Source organism: Mesorhizobium sp. M0296 (assembly GCF_040321675.1).
Lineage (GTDB): Bacteria > Pseudomonadota > Alphaproteobacteria > Rhizobiales > Rhizobiaceae > Mesorhizobium.
In genome coordinates this window covers 1-15,876 of sequence record NZ_JAMYRZ010000075.1, presented here as the reverse complement: position 1 = coordinate 15,876, position 15,876 = coordinate 1, and the positions used below count along the sequence as shown (strand labels likewise).

16 protein-coding genes and 2 pseudogenes are annotated in these 15,876 nt (G+C 63.3%); 7 read left to right on the top strand and 11 right to left on the bottom strand.

What is annotated here, in order from left to right; all coding sequences use genetic code 11:
* Positions 1–118: 118 nt before the first annotated feature.
* Positions 119–832 carry a DUF805 domain-containing protein gene (locus NKI97_RS34490; RefSeq protein ID WP_352838523.1) on the bottom strand — a complete coding sequence of 238 codons (714 nt, stop codon included), beginning with the start codon at positions 830–832 and terminating at the stop codon, positions 119–121.
* 88 nt (positions 833–920) lie between these two features.
* Positions 921–2,753: a DEAD/DEAH box helicase gene (locus NKI97_RS34485; protein ID WP_352838522.1), complete on the bottom strand. Its 1,833-nt coding sequence runs from the start codon at positions 2,751–2,753 to the stop codon at positions 921–923.
* Positions 2,754–2,954: 201 nt separating this feature from the next.
* Here NKI97_RS34485 and NKI97_RS34480 point away from each other — a divergent pair, with 201 nt between their 5' ends.
* Together NKI97_RS34480 and NKI97_RS34475 are read left to right on the top strand one after the other, a co-directional pair.
* A complete protein-coding gene (locus NKI97_RS34480; RefSeq protein ID WP_352450216.1) occupies positions 2,955–3,104 on the top strand; it encodes a hypothetical protein in 150 nt (49 codons plus the stop codon).
* Between the two features lie 105 nt (positions 3,105–3,209).
* Positions 3,210–4,244, top strand: coding sequence for an aspartate-semialdehyde dehydrogenase (locus tag NKI97_RS34475; RefSeq protein WP_023680535.1), 1,035 nt, complete (start codon positions 3,210–3,212; stop codon positions 4,242–4,244).
* A gap of 270 nt (positions 4,245–4,514) precedes the next feature.
* Here NKI97_RS34475 and NKI97_RS34470 read toward each other — a convergent pair whose 3' ends face one another.
* The gene (locus NKI97_RS34470; RefSeq protein WP_352838521.1) at positions 4,515–4,922 is read right to left on the bottom strand and encodes an ACT domain-containing protein; all 408 of its coding nucleotides are present in this window, start codon (positions 4,920–4,922) and stop codon (positions 4,515–4,517) included.
* A gap of 259 nt (positions 4,923–5,181) precedes the next feature.
* On the opposite strand from NKI97_RS34470, the gene NKI97_RS34465 reads away from it, so the two are divergent.
* On the top strand, positions 5,182–5,592 hold the full coding sequence (locus NKI97_RS34465; protein ID WP_352748294.1) for a DoxX family protein: 411 nt from the start codon (positions 5,182–5,184) through the stop codon (positions 5,590–5,592).
* A gap of 191 nt (positions 5,593–5,783) precedes the next feature.
* Positions 5,784–6,047: a YMGG-like glycine zipper-containing protein gene (locus NKI97_RS34460; RefSeq protein WP_352838520.1), complete on the top strand. Its 264-nt coding sequence runs from the start codon at positions 5,784–5,786 to the stop codon at positions 6,045–6,047.
* 73 nt (positions 6,048–6,120) lie between these two features.
* Here NKI97_RS34460 and rpsP read toward each other — a convergent pair whose 3' ends face one another.
* The 7 genes from rpsP to NKI97_RS34425 form a co-directional block, all read right to left on the bottom strand.
* Complete coding sequence (gene rpsP / locus NKI97_RS34455; protein ID WP_352450212.1) at positions 6,121–6,522, bottom strand: 30S ribosomal protein S16; 402 nt, start codon at positions 6,520–6,522, stop codon at positions 6,121–6,123.
* A gap of 50 nt (positions 6,523–6,572) precedes the next feature.
* Positions 6,573–6,899 (bottom strand): chorismate mutase, encoded by a 327-nt coding sequence (locus NKI97_RS34450; RefSeq protein WP_352450211.1) that lies wholly within the window; start codon positions 6,897–6,899, stop codon positions 6,573–6,575.
* A 7-nt stretch (positions 6,900–6,906) separates the two neighbouring features.
* Positions 6,907–8,523 carry a signal recognition particle protein gene (gene ffh / locus NKI97_RS34445; protein ID WP_352748291.1) on the bottom strand — a complete coding sequence of 539 codons (1,617 nt, stop codon included), beginning with the start codon at positions 8,521–8,523 and terminating at the stop codon, positions 6,907–6,909.
* Between the two features lie 412 nt (positions 8,524–8,935).
* Positions 8,936–9,904, bottom strand: coding sequence for a CPBP family intramembrane glutamic endopeptidase (locus tag NKI97_RS34440; RefSeq protein WP_352838519.1), 969 nt, complete (start codon positions 9,902–9,904; stop codon positions 8,936–8,938).
* A 147-nt stretch (positions 9,905–10,051) separates the two neighbouring features.
* A complete protein-coding gene (locus NKI97_RS34435; protein WP_352450208.1) occupies positions 10,052–10,654 on the bottom strand; it encodes a DUF1236 domain-containing protein in 603 nt (200 codons plus the stop codon).
* 63 nt (positions 10,655–10,717) lie between these two features.
* Complete coding sequence (locus NKI97_RS34430; RefSeq protein WP_352450207.1) at positions 10,718–11,812, bottom strand: zinc-binding metallopeptidase family protein; 1,095 nt, start codon at positions 11,810–11,812, stop codon at positions 10,718–10,720.
* A 90-nt stretch (positions 11,813–11,902) separates the two neighbouring features.
* Positions 11,903–13,150, bottom strand: coding sequence for a flavin monoamine oxidase family protein (locus NKI97_RS34425; protein ID WP_352450206.1), 1,248 nt, complete (start codon positions 13,148–13,150; stop codon positions 11,903–11,905).
* Between the two features lie 185 nt (positions 13,151–13,335).
* Here NKI97_RS34425 and NKI97_RS34420 point away from each other — a divergent pair, with 185 nt between their 5' ends.
* The 3 genes and pseudogenes from NKI97_RS34420 to NKI97_RS34410 all read left to right on the top strand — a co-directional run bounded on the left by NKI97_RS34420 (position 13,336) and on the right by NKI97_RS34410 (position 15,507).
* The gene (locus NKI97_RS34420) at positions 13,336–14,136 is read left to right on the top strand and encodes a lytic murein transglycosylase (RefSeq protein WP_352450205.1); all 801 of its coding nucleotides are present in this window, start codon (positions 13,336–13,338) and stop codon (positions 14,134–14,136) included.
* A 106-nt stretch (positions 14,137–14,242) separates the two neighbouring features.
* Complete coding sequence (locus NKI97_RS34415) at positions 14,243–14,665, top strand: DUF4279 domain-containing protein (protein WP_352450204.1); 423 nt, start codon at positions 14,243–14,245, stop codon at positions 14,663–14,665.
* A gap of 76 nt (positions 14,666–14,741) precedes the next feature.
* Positions 14,742–15,507: pseudogene (locus NKI97_RS34410) on the top strand (IS5 family transposase).
* A gap of 42 nt (positions 15,508–15,549) precedes the next feature.
* Here the strand turns inward: NKI97_RS34410 and NKI97_RS34405 are convergent.
* Positions 15,550–15,876 (bottom strand): annotated as a pseudogene (locus NKI97_RS34405) (hypothetical protein); the annotation flags it as partial.

The following is a 15,876-nucleotide window of genomic DNA, read 5'->3' as shown; positions in this document are numbered from 1 at the left end:
ATTGGTCATGGCACTTCCCCTTCCACGGGAATCGGTGATCGCAACGTCACCACCGTGCCATGGCCGCTCGCCCCTCAGAGCAAGCGCCGTTCTCTCTCCAACACTTTTTGCAGAACCTTCAGCACACTATCCCTACTGGCACCGGACCCCACTGGTTTTCGCGCGGCTGGGTCGGGATCAGCGCAAAGATCAGGATGATGACGGTGCCGAAGGTCGGGATCAGGAAAAGCAGGAAGAGCCAGCCGGTCAGGCCGGTATCGTGCAGGCGACGCACGTTCAGCCCGAACCACGGCAGGGCTGTCGCCAGCAGGAAGAGACCGGAAAGGCCGACCGTCACTGCCGGCAATTCACTGTTGTCGAGATTGCCCATGGCGTCGTCGATAAAGACGCCGAGTCCTATGACCACAATCAGCGCGATCGTCCAGAACAGACAATAGCCCCAATACTCTTTGCGGCGGGCACGGCCGGCGAAGTTGAAGTAATTCTCGGTCAGACCCCGCCAGAAGTAGCTCCACAGGCCAGCCGATTCGGCCGGACTTTGTTCAGCGGAACGGCCGAAATGTTGCGGCTGACGTGCCGCGGGCGCATTGCCGGCCTGAGTTAGGGCGGCGGTTGCAGTGGAGGCGTCGGCGGGCGCACTGGCAGGTTGGGCGCGGATCGAAAAAACATCGCGTGCCCGTCCGCCAGCCGGCTGGAATTCGACGGTCGTACCTCCGGCAACCGATGCTTCGCGGCGCAAATCTTCGCGCCCCAAAGTGTAGCGGTTGCCGTCGGCTCCGGTGATGAAGCCGAAACCCTGGTCTTCGTCGTAATGAAGAACTTCGCCGCGCATGTCCTGCCCACCCCCATCTCCCCGCCCCAGACTGTGCAAAGTTCCGGCAGACCGCAAGGGGCGTGCGGAAATGGAGAGTGCTGGCTATTTACCCCGGCCGTTTCTTCGATTTCTTGTGTTTCGCAGGTCCGCCTTCGAACTTCGCCTTGGCCGGTTTCCCGGCCCAGGGCTTCGCCTCGAATGCCGGGCGCTGGTCGGCCGGTGCGCGCTTCTCGAATTTGGGCGTGTTCTGATCGAAGGTGCGCTTGCCGCGGTGCGGCTTCTTGTCGGGTCGTGGTTCTTGATAGCCGGCCCGCGACAAATCCGGCGTGCCGTCCAGCCGCTTGACCGCAATGTTGCCCTGCAGCTTCCGGTCGGGGCCGATCGCAGCGAGGAAACGCTCGGCCCAGTCCGCCGCGATCTGCACGAAGGTTTCCTCCGGCTGCATCTTGATGGCGCCGATCTCGCGCTTGGAAATACCGCCTGTCCGGCACAGCATCGGGATCAGCCAGCGTGGCTCGGCATTCTGCCGGCGTCCGACCGACAGCGAGAACCAGACGCTGTTGCCGAAATCGTCGCGGCGGCTCGGTGCCTCGTCCCGGCGCGCAAATTTTTCGCCCGACGGCGTGAACGGTGCCACGTCGAGAAGATCCTCCGGCGCCGAGTGGCTGGAGCGGCACATCCGCACGAAGGCGGCGGCAACCTGTTCGGGCCCGTGCTGATCGAGAAGCGCCTCGACGAAGCCGCGCTCCTCATCCTTCATAGGCTCGCTGAAGACCGGATCAGCGAGAATGCGCTCATCGTCGCGCCGTATCACGTCGTCGGCCGACGGCGGGCTTGCCCATGTCGCCGCAAGGCCGGCACTTTGCAGCAGCCGCTCGGTGCGCCGGCGGGCATTGTTGGGCACGATCAGCGCGCTGACGCCCTTGCGTCCCGCACGACCCGTGCGTCCGCTTCGGTGCAGGAGCGTTTCCGGGTTGGTCGGCAGGTCGGCATGGATCACCAGCTCCAGATTGGGCAGGTCGATGCCGCGTGCCGCGACGTCGGTGGCGATGCAGACCTTGGCGCGGCCGTCGCGCATCGCCTGCAGCGCGTGGCTGCGCTCGTTCTGGCTAAGCTCGCCGGACAGCGCCACGACGGAAAAGTTGCGATTGTTGAAGCGCGCCGTCAGATGGTTGACGGCGGCGCGGGTGTTGCAGAACACCAATGCATTCTTGGCCTCGTAGTAGCGAAGCACGTTGATGATGGCGTTTTCGCGGTCCGCCTGGGCGACGCTCAGCGCCCGGTATTCGATGTCGAGATGCTGCTTTTCCTCGCCGGAGGCCGAGATGCGCACAGCATCGCGCTGGTAGCCCTTGGCCAGCGTGGCGATGGAGCGCGGCACGGTCGCGGAAAACATCAGCGTGCGGCGATCGGCGGGTGCGGCATCGAGGATGAATTCCAGATCCTCGCGAAAGCCGAGATCGAGCATCTCGTCGGCCTCGTCGAGCACCACTGCCTTGAGCGCCGACATGTCGAGCGAATTGCGGGTGATGTGATCGCGCAGGCGGCCGGGCGTGCCCACGACGATATGGGCGCCGCGCTCCAGCACGCGCCGTTCGGTGCGCATGTCCATGCCGCCGACGCAGGACGCCACCGTGGCGCCGGTCAGTTCGTAGAGCCATTCCAGCTCGCGCGTTACCTGCAGGGCCAACTCCCGCGTCGGCGCCACAGCCAGCGCCAGGGGTGCCGCCGCGTGGGAAAAGCGCTCCGCGCCATCGAGAAGGGTCGGCGCCAAAGCCAGACCGAAGGCGACGGTCTTGCCGGAGCCGGTCTGGGCCGAAACCAGCGCATCGGCCTGGCCAAGCTCGAGAACGGCGTTCTGCACCGGCGTCAGCTCGACATAGCCGCGTTTTTCCAGCGCCTTTGCCAGCGCGGGAACAATAGCTTCGAAGTTGGACATCTTGCTCTTTCGAAATTCGGATTCTGAATACCCGGCGACGGGTCAAATGTCGGCAAGCGCCACAGACGGGCGCCACGAGCCAGACGATGCTCGTTCGTACTTGGTGCCGCCGTCATTGTACAGGGCGGGCGGGTCGGCCTGCTTGCGATTGACTCTAGACGTAAACCGCGTAAAAGCCGGCACCGAACGGGATAGTTTTCGATGCGCGGCCTTTTGATGGCGCTTTCTGCCTTCGACATCCCCGGCCCCAATGCGAACCATTGGGCCGGGCGCGTCGCTGCGTCTCCTCGTTCCAGCAAAATCACGTTCTTGCTCAAAAAAACCGGCAAAACGACCACCAAAACGGTCTGATTCCCTTGGCCTAACCACCCTCTCCCGGTCCGGCCCGGGGGTTGAAACCCGCACCGGCCGGCGGGTTTTCTCCAGAAAACGAGCGGAGAGGGACAGGAGATTTCGATGAGTTTCAAGGTTGCGATCGTCGGCGCCACGGGCAATGTGGGCCGGGAAATGCTCAACATACTCGAAGAGCGCGGCTTTCCGGTGAGCGAGGTGGTGGCGCTGGCCTCGCGGCGCAGCCAGGGGACGGAAGTGTCGTTCGGCGACCGCACGCTGAAGGTCAGAGCGCTCGACCAATATGATTTTTCAGATACCGACATCTGCATCATGTCGGCCGGCGGCAACGTCTCCAAGGAATGGTCGCCGAAGATCGGCAAGCAGGGCTGCGTCGTCATCGATAATTCGTCGGCCTTCCGCTACGACCAGGACGTGCCGCTGATCGTTCCGGAAGTGAACCCGGATGCGATCTCGCTGTTCACGCGCAAGAACATCATTGCCAACCCAAACTGCTCGACGGCGCAGCTGGTCGTGGCGCTGAAGCCGCTGCATGACGCGGCCACCATCAAGCGCGTCGTCGTCGCCACCTACCAGTCGGTCTCCGGCGCCGGCAAGGAAGGCATGGACGAATTGTTCACGCAGACGCGCGCGGTGTTTGTCGCCGACCAGGTCGACGTCAAGAAGTTCACCAAGCGTATCGCCTTCAACGTCATCCCGCATATCGACGTCTTCCTCGACGACGGCTTCACCAAGGAAGAGTGGAAGATGGTGGCCGAGACCAAGAAGATGCTCGACCCGAAGATCAAGCTGACGGCGACCTGCGTGCGGGTGCCGGTGTTCATCGGCCATTCGGAAGCGGTCAACATCGAGTTCGAGAAGCCGATCACCGCCGATGAGGCGCGCGAGATCCTGCGCGAGGCGCCGGGCTGCCAGGTCATCGACAAGCGCGAGGACGGCGGCTACATCACGCCGCTGGAATCGGCAGGCGAGGACGCCACCTTCATCTCGCGCATCCGCGAGGACTCGACCATCGACAACGGCCTGTCGATGTGGATCGTCTCCGACAATCTGCGCAAGGGCGCGGCACTCAATGCGGTGCAGATCGCGGAACTGCTGGTCGAGCGCGGGCTGATCCAGCCGAAGAAGAAGGCGGCATAGTTCGCTCACGGCCGTATCGCCGCTAGCGCGGCTGGCCTCCGCGGGGGCGCCGGACGACCGGCGGCCTGCGGTCGCAGGCTCGGCCTTCGGCGGTTGTTTCGCTCACGGCCGTATCGCCGCTAGCGCGGCTGGCCTCCGCGGGGGCGCCGGAAGGCCGACGGCCCGCAGTCGCAGGCTCGGCCTTCGGCCGTTAGCGCCCTTCTCCCCGAGAAGGTGCCGGCAGGCAGATGAGGGGCACAGGCGTCTCAAATAGGCAGCAAGGCGACGGCGTCACAGCCGGTTCTCCTCCGCTAGGTCCAACAGCAACTCCACCGCCTCCTCCGCCTGGTCGGCGGGCACGAACAGATGATCGTGGTAGAAGGCCGAGACCGGATTGACGCCGATGCCGGCGGTGGCCAGCCGCGCGGTGATGGCGGCGAGGAAGCCGACCGCTTCCAGCGACGAATGGATGTTCAGCGTCAGCATCCGGCAGCGGAACACGGTTTTCAGTCCAGCGGCCTTGGCATGGTCTTCAAGCACGATCAGCGTCGTGCCCTCGCGCTCGCGAAATAGCATCACCGGGTGGAGCCTGTCGGGAACGGGCGCATCGGGTGGCAACGTGGTGAAGACATGAACGCCGGCAAGCAATTCCGGCGTCATTGCCGCCAGTAACTTTTTCAGGTCGGTCTCTCCGGCCATCGGTTGCTTTCGTTGTGCGATCAGGCGGCGGCTGCCGTCGAGCGTCGGAAGACACCCCTACGGATTTTCAATAACGCCCTCCATCTCACCTCGCAAGGTGGACTTGACCAGGTTCGTTGCTGGCTGAACTTGTACATCCCAGGTCGCCGTCCCCGGGAGTGAAAAAGAACTGGAGGCATGTCGGATCGCCATCCTGGGCCGCGTCCTTGGTTCGAGCTGGCGAAGGAGCCAGTGCTCACAACGACCGGAGGGAACGTCAATGACCATGTCTCAGGCAGCACCCGTCTCATCGCGTGCCTTGTGGGCCGGCCGCGTGCTCAGCGCCGTCATCGTGCTGTTCATGATCTTCGACGGCGTCATCAAGCTACCGCCGCTCGAAATCGTCACCCAGACCATGGTGCAGCTCGGCTGGCCGGCCGATGCCAATGTCTCGCGCATGCTCGGCATCATTGGACTGGTCTCGACAGCGCTTTACGCGCTGCCACGCACCTCGGTGCTCGGCGCCATCCTGCTCACCGCCTATCTCGGCGGCGCCGTCGCCACGCATGTGCGTATCGGCAGCCCTTTGTTCTCGCACATACTGTTCGGCGTCTATCTCGGCGCCGTCCTCTGGGGTGGCCTGTATCTGCGCGATCCAAGGGTGCGCGCGTTGTTCCCGTTCAGCCAATAGCGGCGACATCGAAAGCCGTTCGATGGTGGCCACGCCGCCAGAGCGGGCGCGGTCTGCCGCCGCCTTTCTACTCTTTGGATCAAATTGAGCGCCGCCGGGCGGCAGCCGATCTTCTTCTTTGGATCAAATCGCCTGGTTGCGAGTTAGGGGGTGCAGCGGCGAGGACGGCACCCTGTTGGAGAGGAACGACAATGAAAAAGGTGATGATCTTGATGGCCTTGATGGTCCCGCTCGGTGCCTGCTCCCGTACTGAGCAAGGCGCGGCAGTTGGTGGCCTGGGCGGTGCGGCGGTCGGCGCTGCTGTGGCCGGCAACCCGACCAAGGGCGCGGTGATCGGCGGTGCGGCCGGCGCTTTGGCCGGTGCACTGATCGGCCGTGCCAGCGAAAGCGGCCAATGCCGTTATCGCGATCGTAACGGTCGTGTCTACGTTGCGAGTTGCCCGGAAGGCTATTGATCGGGCCGCATCATATGGATGCAATAGCAAAACGGCGGGCAGGGCCCGCCGTTTCGTGGTTGTGGAGATGATTTTATTCGGCGCTGGCGGCTTCCGCCTCGGCCGGCGCGGCTGCGGCGGCGGCAACGGCCGCGGCGGCATCTTCCTGCGCCTTCTTCAGCAAGGCTGCGCGCTCCTGCGCCTTCTTGCCGGGCTCGGCCTTTTTCGGGTTGGCGCGCGCTTCGCGCTTGGCGATGCCGGCTTCATCGAGGAAGCGCAGCACGCGGTCGGTCGGCTGGGCGCCATGCGACAGCCAATGCTTGACGCGCTCGGCGTCGACCTTGACGCGTTCGCCGTCCTTGGGCAGCAGCGGATTCCATGAGCCGAGCGACTCGATGAAACGGCCGTCGCGCGGCGAACGCGCGTCGGCGACGACGACATGGTAATAGGGACGCTTCTTCGAGCCCGCACGGGCCAATCGGATTTTCAGTGGCATTTCTTTTCTCCTAAAAGCTCTGATTTGGTTGATCGGTTGGTGGCTGGTCCTCAGCCGGTTTTCGCTACGCCGTTGGATGCGGCGATCTGCTCGTGATGGCGGATCACTTCGCGGACGACGAAGTTCAGGAATTTCTCCGCGAAATCCGGGTCGAGATGGGCGTCCTTCGCCAGTTGGCGAAGACGGGCGATCTGCTCCTGCTCGCGCGCCGGGTCGGCAGGCGGCAGGCCATGTTCCGCCTTCAGCACGCCGACTGCCTTGGTGCAGCGGAAGCGCTCGGCCAGCATATGGATCAGCGCCGCGTCGATATTGTCGATCGAGGCGCGATAATTGGCCAGCGCCGCACGCGCGTCCGCCATGTCCTTCTCTTCGTTCATGGCGCCCTCACTTCTTCTTGCCGAGGCCATTCTTGCCAAGCATTGGCAGCCCGCCACCGCCCGGCAGGCCGGGAAGTTTCATGCCGCCGGGCAGCCCAGGCAGGCCACCGCCACCGGGAAGACCACCGGGCAGGCCCTTCATGCCGCCGAGCCCGGCCGCCTGGGCCTGCTTCTGCAAGGCGTCGAGCTGCTTGGGGTCCATCTTGGAGAGGTCCGGCATGCCGCCGCCCATCATGCCGCCTGCGCCGCCAGGCATCATGCCGCCGAGCCCCATCTTGGAAGCGAGGCCGCCCATCATGCCGCGCATCAGGCCGCCGCCTTTGCCCTTGCCGCCCATCGCCTTCATCATGTCGGCCATGCCGCGATGCATCTTCAACAGTTTGTTGATTTCGGCCGCGTTGGTACCCGAGCCGGCGGCGATGCGCTTCTTGCGCGAGTGCTTCAGAATATCGGGGTTGGCACGCTCGGCCTTGGTCATCGACGAGATGATGGCGAGCTGGCGACCGAACATCTTGTCGTCGAGCCCGGCGGCGGCCATCTGGTCCTTCATCTTGCCCATGCCGGGCATCATGCCCATGATGCCGCCCATGCCACCCATTTTCGACATTTGCTGAAGCTGGCCGGCGAGGTCGTTCAGGTCGAACTTGCCCGACTGCATCTTCCTGGCCATCGCCGCGGCCTGTTCGGCGTCGATGTTCTCGGCCGCCTTTTCGACGAGGCTGACGATGTCGCCCATGCCGAGGATGCGGTCGGCGATGCGCTTGGGGTGGAATTCCTCCAGCGCGTCCATTTTTTCGCCGGTGCCGATCAGCTTGATCGGCTTACCGGTGACGGCGCGCATCGAGAGCGCCGCACCACCGCGGCCGTCGCCGTCCATGCGGGTCAGCACGAGGCCGGTGATGCCGACGCGCTCGTCGAAGCTTTTTGCCAGATTGACGGCGTCCTGGCCGGTCAGCGAATCGGCGACCAGCAGGATCTCGTGCGGCGACGACATCTTCTTGATGTCGGCCATCTCGACCATCAACGGCTCGTCGATATGGGTGCGGCCGGCGGTGTCGAGGATGACGACGTCATGGCCGCCGAGCTTGGCCGCCTGCACGGCGCGGCGGGCGATATCGACCGGCGTCTGGCCGGCGACGATCGGCAATGTGGCGACCTTGACCTGCTCGCCGAGCTGCCGGAGCTGCTCTTGCGCGGCGGGACGCCGCGTGTCGAGCGAGGCCATCAAGACTTTCTTGTTTTGACGGTCGGTGAGGCGCCTGGCGATCTTGGCCGAGGTCGTCGTCTTGCCGGAACCCTGCAAGCCGACCATCATGATGACGACCGGAGCCGGTGCATTGAGGTCGATGGCGACGCCCTCGGCGCCGAGCATGTCGACCAGCTCGTCATGGACGATCTTGACGACCATCTGGCCGGGCTTGATCGACTTGACCACGGCGGCGCCGACGGCCTTCTCGCGCACCTTGTCGGTGAAGGAACGCACCACTTCCAGCGCCACGTCGGCCTCGAGCAACGCACGGCGCACCTCGCGCAGCGCCGCCGAGACATCAGCCTCCGACAAGGCGCCGCGGCCGGTGAGGCCGTTCAGGATCGAACCAAGGCGCTCTTGCAGGGACTCAAACATTGGTCAAACCGCCGTGCGAGAGCGCCTTGGATTCATGCTGATCCCCGTCGGGCCTGCGGCCCTCCACGCCTCTTGTGCGTTCCTGTAGCGATTCAAACATTCTTTTTCCTTTTCCCTGGCACCCGGATGATGCCCGAGAGGTAATGCGTTCGCGCCGACTGTCCAAGCAAAAGCCGGTCCGGGCAAAAGCCCAAAGCCAAAAAGCACCCGGGGGCGCACAGCGCTGCCGGGTGTTGGCCTCCGGGATCGATTTACAGCACTTCACCTCAAAGAGGTTTCGGCGTCCCGGTCGGTTTGCTCGGAGGAATACTCGTCGCGGAATTTCGCGGCGTGTAGACAGGAAATCGGCCGCAGAGTCAAGCTTTGGTCAAGCTTTGAGCCGAATATGCTCAGGGCGACCAGGCAACGCGCATCAGCGCACGCCGCCGGCGCGCGGCATATCCGGTTCCACTTTCAGCGGTGAGCGCGGATGTAAAAGCAGCAGAACGGTCAACAGGCTGCTGACGATGCCGATCGAAGCGATGAGGACGGCGTCTGAAGTCGTCCAGCCGGCGGCTTCGAGCGGCTTGGCGTTGAACAGGGCGAAGGAATTATAGCTTTGCTGGTGCGAAATCAGCAGGAAGCCGGTCAGATTGTTACCGAGATGGGCACCAAAGCCGGCACCGAGATTACCGGTTGCATAGACCAGAAGCGTTAGCAGCAGCGCAAAGGCGGCGATCGAGGCCAGCACGCAGGCATTGATGGCAGCGCTCGAACCTGGGCTCCAGTGCAGGGAGGTGAACAGCAATCCCGGCAGCAGCGCCCAGATGAAAGGGTTCCGGAACCGGCTCGCCAGGCCCCTGAGCAGATAACCGCGAAACAGCATCTCCTCCGACGAGGTCTGCAGAAAGGTCAGGGCGGTGATCGGGATCAGGAACGAAAGCCACGCGGACAGGCCGATCGCGCCGCGCGCGATGTCGGGCTGCAAACCATAAAGCAGGATCTCGGAAAGCAGCGAGGTGATCAGCACCGCGGTCAGTCCTTTCAGGAACCCCGACCAAGAAATGCGCTGGCTGACGCCAATCAGGGCTGTCAGCTTCTCGCGATGGATCCAGCGCATGGCAGCCCAAAGGCCGAGCCAGATTCCGGCAAATGAAGCCAGCGCCGCGAGGATGCCCGCAGGAGAGGCCATGAAATCCTGCACTGCTCCTCCACCTGGCGGGGCGGTGCCAGACGATGCCTGCCAAACGGCAAAGGCATAGGTGCCGCCGAACAGCACGGCGGCAGTGGTTCCGAGCCAGAACAGGATGACGACCACCGCTCCAAGCAGAAGCCGCGGCAAAGTGGTCTTGTTGTTGGCGGTGTGCCGGTACTGTTGGAAGGCGGTTGGGTCGATCGTCACGCGGGCTCGCTGGCTGGTGCTTCGGCTCGCAAGGTCTAGAACATCGGCCCCAATGTGGAAACCGGTATTGCAGCGGCAATGCCGGCTTGTGGCAATGTCGGGAGTGCGAGCGGCCGCCATTACAGGGCGACCGCCCTGTTTGTATCGTCAGCGCACGACGTACACGATACGCCGGCTGCCCGGATCGACCAGTGCCGGCTGGCCGTTCACATAGACGTAGCGGTAATCATAGTCCGGAATCTCGCGCAGCTCGACGGTGTCAGGCAACGTCGCGCCCGTCACCACCTCGCCCTCCAGATAGACCGGATCGAGCCGATGCGTACGCACATAGGTACGGATCTCGGCCGGCGGTCTCCGGATAGGCTCGATCGCCTCGCCGGCGACGATTGCTCCGGTATAGCTGTCGGAATACTCGACGCTATCGGCGGGCGGCGTCACGACGGCAATGTCGGCGCCGGCCGGACGCTGTGTCAGGACCACACGGCTGCCGCCGAAATCGGCCGTCACATAGTCGGAATAGACCCAGCCCTGGCCGTTAGCCTCGGCGATAGTGCACCATTTGCTGTTAGCGATGCAGCCGTCGAGCGTCGCCGACTGGCCGGCCGCGAGCACGCCGATCACCGGATATTGCGGGCCGGGGCCGGCGCGTACATTGAGATCAGTGATGGCCGAGACGGCGGTGTCGGCCAATGCAGAGCCCGACATCGCTATGAGCGCTCCGGCCACCGCCGGAAACAATATGCGTTTCATGGTCTTCTCTCCGTTTCACAGTCCCTTGGCACGGAAAACGAAGCAAAGCCGCATGCGTTCCGGCTAAAAGGCTTCGGCCGGCTCACGATTTGTTCCAGTCGTTTTCGGCAGGTCGGTCAAAAGCTCGTGAACAAAAGCAAGTTTTTGCGCCGCCACGTCCGAGATGACGAAGGGATAGAGATCGGGCAGGCCCATGCAGCGGTTGATCGAGTTGGACGCCTCCGACAGCACCAGCCAGCGGTCGAGAATCCTTTCGAAAGGCTCTGGCCTGGAGGCGGGTTCCGATGGTGCCGGCTGCAGCTTGCCGCCGGTATCGGCGCGCGGCAGCTCGTTGGCTTCAACGGTTTCCAGCCGGCCGAGCGGGAAATTCAGGGCATGCACCATCTCCAGCGTGTCGGTGATGTGCATGTGATGCGCCCATGTCTCGGCCCAGTCCTCCCATGGGTGCGACGTCGCATAGGCCGAGATATGGCGCTGCTGCCAGTCGGGCGGCGCACCATCGGCATAATAGGTCTTCAGCGCCTGTTCGTAGCCGGCGCGCTCGTCGCCGAACAAAGCGCGAAAACCGGCAAGCTTTTGCGAATCGTCGCGGATCAGGCGGTCCCAGTAATAATGGCCGAACTCATGGCGGAAATGGCCGAGCAGCGTGCGGTAGTTCTCGCCCATCTCGACGCGACGCCGTTCGCGCTCTGCCGAATCCGCCTCGGCGACGTTGAGCGTGATCCGGCCGTTGTCATGACCCGTCAGGATACGTTCGCCGCCCGGACCGCCGCCGATCGGATCGGCAAGAAAATCGAAAGCGAGACCGATCTCGTCGCCAACGTCCTGCTTGGGTGCGACCGGCAGGCCGAAGGCGAGCAGCGAATAGACGGCACGCTTCTTTGCCGCCTCGACACGGATCCAGCGGCGGCGGTTGCCGTCGACCGACAGATCCGGGATCAGCTGGTTCAGCGCACAGGCGCGGCAGAAGGCGTGGCCGGGCTCCGCCATCCAGTTGCAGGCGCATTCGTCGGCATTGGTGCAATGGAAGACGTCGGCGCCGGACAGCGCGAAGCGCGCATGCTCGGGATCGTAGAGCACGAGGCTGGCGCAGTTCAGGCATTGCGCGTTCTCGAAATAGAGACGGTGGCCGCAATGCGGGCAGTCGAAAAGCTTCATTGGCGTCTCAAATCATTCGAAATGCGGAGGACGATACGAGCAGGAGAACGCCAAACGCCTGTCAGCTGCCCACGTTCCTGCCGGCCGATGCTATTTTGCCGCAAGCTGGGCGACGACCTCCCTGGCCACTGCCTCGCCCGACAATCTGGCGCCGCCGCAGGTCTGCATCAGCGGACCGGCCAAATGCTCGCCGGCGAAGAAGATCTTTTCCGCCACGGGCTGCATCAGCGTGGCGCGCGCTTGCGAGCGGCCGGGCCGCGCCGCCGCATAGGCGCCGCGCACGAACCGCTCAGCGCCCCAATTGGTCATCATTGCGCGTCCGACATGCTTTCGTATGTCGCCGCCAAAGATGCCGCAGAGCCGGTCGACGACGAAGTCGATGCCAGCCGCCTCGCCCGCCGCTGACATCTCCCAAGCGAAATCGCCGCCGACGAAACCGACCATCAAATCGAGGTCGAAGGGAAAGCAGAGGAAGTAAATGTCGTGCCGGGCCAACCGCTCGATCAGCAAATCGTCGAACGGCTCCAGGCCGAGTCTTGTACCGGATATTTCGACCGGCAGCTTGGTCAGCATGCCCATCGGCAGGTCGAAGAAGGCGGCGAAATGCGCATCGGGGAGTGCAGGCGAGAACGCAATCTCCTCGAAGGCGAGCACTGCCGGGGAGGCAGTGACGATGACCGCCTTGGCGCGGATGGTACCGCGATCGATGACGCAGGCTACGCCCGGCCCATCCCAGACGATCTTGCGCACCGGCGTCGACAGCTCCACCGGCACGTCGGCGCCGAAGCGGGCAACCAGCGTACCGAAGCCTTCCCTGGTGAAATAATTCGGATCGAGATCGGCGGCGACCTGAAAGTCGCGGATCGATATCTCGTCCTCGTCGGCGCCGAAATCCATCGGCCCGGCGAAGGTTGCGGCGGCGCGCGGCGCGTGTCCCTTGGCGAGCAATGCCGAAAGGCGGTCGTCGTCGCCTTCCCTCACCTGATGTGCCGCCACCAGTTCGAACAGCCTTGCGTCGGCCACCTTCATCGCCGCCTCCTCGGCTTCGCTTGCCTTTCGCTCACGGTAATAGAGATGATCGACATTCATGTCGTGGTGATGAAGCGTCCAGGCAGCGGCCTTCGCCTCGGGAAAGTAGGGATTGCGGTCCGCGGCATGCAGCCAGGCGCAGCCGATGTCGAACGGCACGCCGAAATGCTGGTCGCTGGTCCAGGCGCGGCCGCCAATGCGGTTCATCGCTTCCAACAATTTGAAGGAAAAACCGGCAGCGCGCAGGGTCTTGGAAGCCGAAAGCCCGGCTGAACCGGCGCCGATGATCACGACATCAACGTCTTCCATGCTTATTCTGTCCCCGCCACAATAATTACTTGATCGTAGGCAAATTCCCGGGCGTCCGCCAGTGTGGTGGATTTGAGGTTCCTGCTGTATTGAGTGCATCGGCGCAGCGCCGGGACAGTGACAAGCAGGTGTTTCGCAGGCAAGTTCGCAATTGGGAACGTGATTCAGGCAACCAGGAGAGCAGCATGGCATTTCTTGCCAAGGGGAAGATGTTTGTAGTGGCCACGGTGGTGGCGGTGCTTGCGCTGGCGACGGGCGCGCAGGCGGCGGCCAGCTGTGGCAAGAGCGGCGCCGGCTTCGAGGCATGGAAACCGGAGTTCGCCGCGGAGGCGAAGGCCGACGGTGTCGGCTCGAAGGGTCTGGCCGCTCTGGCTCGCGCAACCTACGCGACAAAGACGATCTCCGTCGATCGCGCCATCCATAAGGCTTTCAGCGGCTCAGTGGAAGCTTTCATGAAGCGCCGTGGCGCGTCCGCGATCATTGCCAGGGGCCGTGCGCTGAAGAAGGCCAATGCTGCGCTGTTCGACAAGATCGAAGGGAATTACGGCGTGTCGCCGGGCGTGTTGCTCGCCATCTGGGGCATGGAGACCGGCTTCGGTTCCGCCATGGGCAACCAGAATACGGTCTCCGCCATTTTAACGCTGGCCTATGACTGCCGCCGTCCGGAGTTCTTCTACCCGCATGCCATTGCGGCCCTGAAGCTGGTTGATCGCGGAGCGTTGAGCGCCTCGTCGGTCGGTGCCGCGCATGGCGAGATTGGTCACACGCAGTTCCTGCCCGGAAATGTTTTGACATATGGCGTAGGCAACAAAAACCTGCGTGACAAGGCCACTGCGTTGGCTTCTACCGCCAACTTCCTCAAGGGTCATGGTTGGCGACCGGGCGCCAGCGCGCAGGCGAATATCGGCGCAATTGCCGGCTGGAATTCGGCGAGCGTCTATCAACAGGCCATCGCCCGCATGGCCACGGCGATCGATGCCGACTGACAGGAAACGCAAAAACGACTGGGCTCGGTTTGGAAGCGCGAGGCGAGCATGAAGAGTCTCGCAACTGCGCAGGGCTTGCCTTGCCCTTTCGAACCTAGGACAGGCGATGATCTCGCTCTCGATCTCTGACTTCGATGCGGACCCCGAGAGGGTGACTGCGATCCTAAGCCTCGAACCGACACGCATAGTCCGCAAGGGCGACCCGATGCGTAACGGTTCCCCGCGCAAGAAGAATGGATGGAGCCTCGATGGTCCGCGGCAAAGGCTCCGGAGTGGGGCCGAGCACGAGAATGCGGTCAACTACCTGATCGAGCAGATGCGAGGTCGGGAGGAAGCCTTCGCCCGGCTGCGGCAGGAAGTGCGGCCGAAGCAGATTACGATCTATGGCGGGTTCTATACGTCCTACGACGAGCAGTGCGGCATCTGGCTTGAGCCGTCCGCGATGAGGGTGCTCGCGGATCGCGGTGTTGGCTGGGGCCTCGACCTTTTCGTTGAGGACGAAGCTCACCAACATGGAAGTGAGGTGTGAGCAGCCGTCCTGTCCGCATTGGGTCGTTTGCCGACTGGCTGGTTCCAAACTTGAGCGGGGTCTGATTCATAAGGGCATGAGCCGATACGATCTGACCGACTTCGAATGGCGGGCGATCGAGCCGCTGTTGCCCAACAAGCCGCGAGGCGTGCCGCGCGTAGACGACCGCCGGGTGCTGAACGGCATCTTCTGGGTGCTGCGATCGGGTGCGCCATGGCGCGATCTGCCCGAGCGCTACGGGCCTCGCACCACTGGCTACAACCGCTTCGTTCGATGGCGGATAGCAGGTGTCTGGGATCGGCTGATGGACGCCATTACCGAGGCCCATGACGGCACGGTGCAGATGATCGACACCTCTATTGTTCGCGTCCATCAGCAGGGTGCGACGGCAAAAAGGGGAATCGAGATCATTGTCTCGGTCGTTCCCGAGGCGGGCTGACGACCAAAATCCATGCTCTTGTCGACGCCGAAGGCAGGCCGATCAAGCTGACGCTCACGGCAGGTCAAATGAGTGACATCGCCTACGCAGCGGACTTATCAAGGATTTGCCCGAGGGTGCCATGCTGCTCGCCGACAAGGGCTATGATGCCAACGCGTTGCGCAATGCCGTCACCGAGCAAAAGGCATGGGCCAACATCCCGCCCAAGGCCAACCGCAAGGACCCGATGTGCTTCAGCCCCTTCCTCTACAAGGCCCGCAACCTCGTCGAACGCTTCTTCAACCAGGCCAAGCAGTTCCGTCGCATCGCAACTCGATATGACAAGCTGGCAGAAAACTACCTCGCTGCCCTCAAACTCGTCTCCGTCCGTATCTGGCTACGCGGTAACGAGTCTACGTCCTAGTCTAGAGCTTTGTTTTAACGCAATCCCGGACGGAAAACCGTTTCACGCTTTTCCTGGAATTGCGCTATTCGACCGAAAGTCCGGCCAAGCCCCGGGCGTGGAAACTTCGTCAAACACCGCCATCGGCCCGGTCGCGGTAAGGACGACGGACGCCGTTTCGCGCCCGAATACGCGAAGCGGGGCCGGCAATTCATATTGCTTGAGGAAAGGATTGCCGGAAGAAACGTCGTTCCAGCCGAGCTTTGCGGGCGTATCGGGGCGGTCGCTCAGCCAAAGGGCAAAACCACTAGAGCGGTTCCTGATTTGACGGAATCGAAGGGGATTCCGGATCAGTCGGTTTTGTGATTCAAGATGCTGGCTGGAGTGGAG

Excerpts from the sequence above, each read along its gene's own strand:
- NKI97_RS34490 (WP_352838523.1), bottom strand. The coding sequence starts at position 832 with ATGCGCGGCGAAGTTCTTCATTACGACGAAGACCAGGGTTTCGGCTTC.
- NKI97_RS34485 (WP_352838522.1), bottom strand. The coding sequence starts at position 2,753 with ATGTCCAACTTCGAAGCTATTGTTCCCGCGCTGGCAAAGGCGCTGGAA.
- NKI97_RS34480 (WP_352450216.1), top strand. The coding sequence starts at position 2,955 with ATGCGCGGCCTTTTGATGGCGCTTTCTGCCTTCGACATCCCCGGCCCC.
- NKI97_RS34475 (WP_023680535.1), top strand. The coding sequence starts at position 3,210 with ATGAGTTTCAAGGTTGCGATCGTCGGCGCCACGGGCAATGTGGGCCGG.
- NKI97_RS34470 (WP_352838521.1), bottom strand. The coding sequence starts at position 4,922 with ATGGCCGGAGAGACCGACCTGAAAAAGTTACTGGCGGCAATGACGCCG.
- NKI97_RS34465 (WP_352748294.1), top strand. The coding sequence starts at position 5,182 with ATGACCATGTCTCAGGCAGCACCCGTCTCATCGCGTGCCTTGTGGGCC.
- NKI97_RS34460 (WP_352838520.1), top strand. The coding sequence starts at position 5,784 with ATGAAAAAGGTGATGATCTTGATGGCCTTGATGGTCCCGCTCGGTGCC.
- rpsP (WP_352450212.1), bottom strand. The coding sequence starts at position 6,522 with ATGCCACTGAAAATCCGATTGGCCCGTGCGGGCTCGAAGAAGCGTCCC.
- NKI97_RS34450 (WP_352450211.1), bottom strand. The coding sequence starts at position 6,899 with ATGAACGAAGAGAAGGACATGGCGGACGCGCGTGCGGCGCTGGCCAAT.
- ffh (WP_352748291.1), bottom strand. The coding sequence starts at position 8,523 with ATGTTTGAGTCCCTGCAAGAGCGCCTTGGTTCGATCCTGAACGGCCTC.
- NKI97_RS34435 (WP_352450208.1), bottom strand. The coding sequence starts at position 10,654 with ATGAAACGCATATTGTTTCCGGCGGTGGCCGGAGCGCTCATAGCGATG.
- NKI97_RS34430 (WP_352450207.1), bottom strand. The coding sequence starts at position 11,812 with ATGAAGCTTTTCGACTGCCCGCATTGCGGCCACCGTCTCTATTTCGAG.
- NKI97_RS34425 (WP_352450206.1), bottom strand. The coding sequence starts at position 13,150 with ATGGAAGACGTTGATGTCGTGATCATCGGCGCCGGTTCAGCCGGGCTT.
- NKI97_RS34420 (WP_352450205.1), top strand. The coding sequence starts at position 13,336 with ATGGCATTTCTTGCCAAGGGGAAGATGTTTGTAGTGGCCACGGTGGTG.
- NKI97_RS34415 (WP_352450204.1), top strand. The coding sequence starts at position 14,243 with ATGATCTCGCTCTCGATCTCTGACTTCGATGCGGACCCCGAGAGGGTG.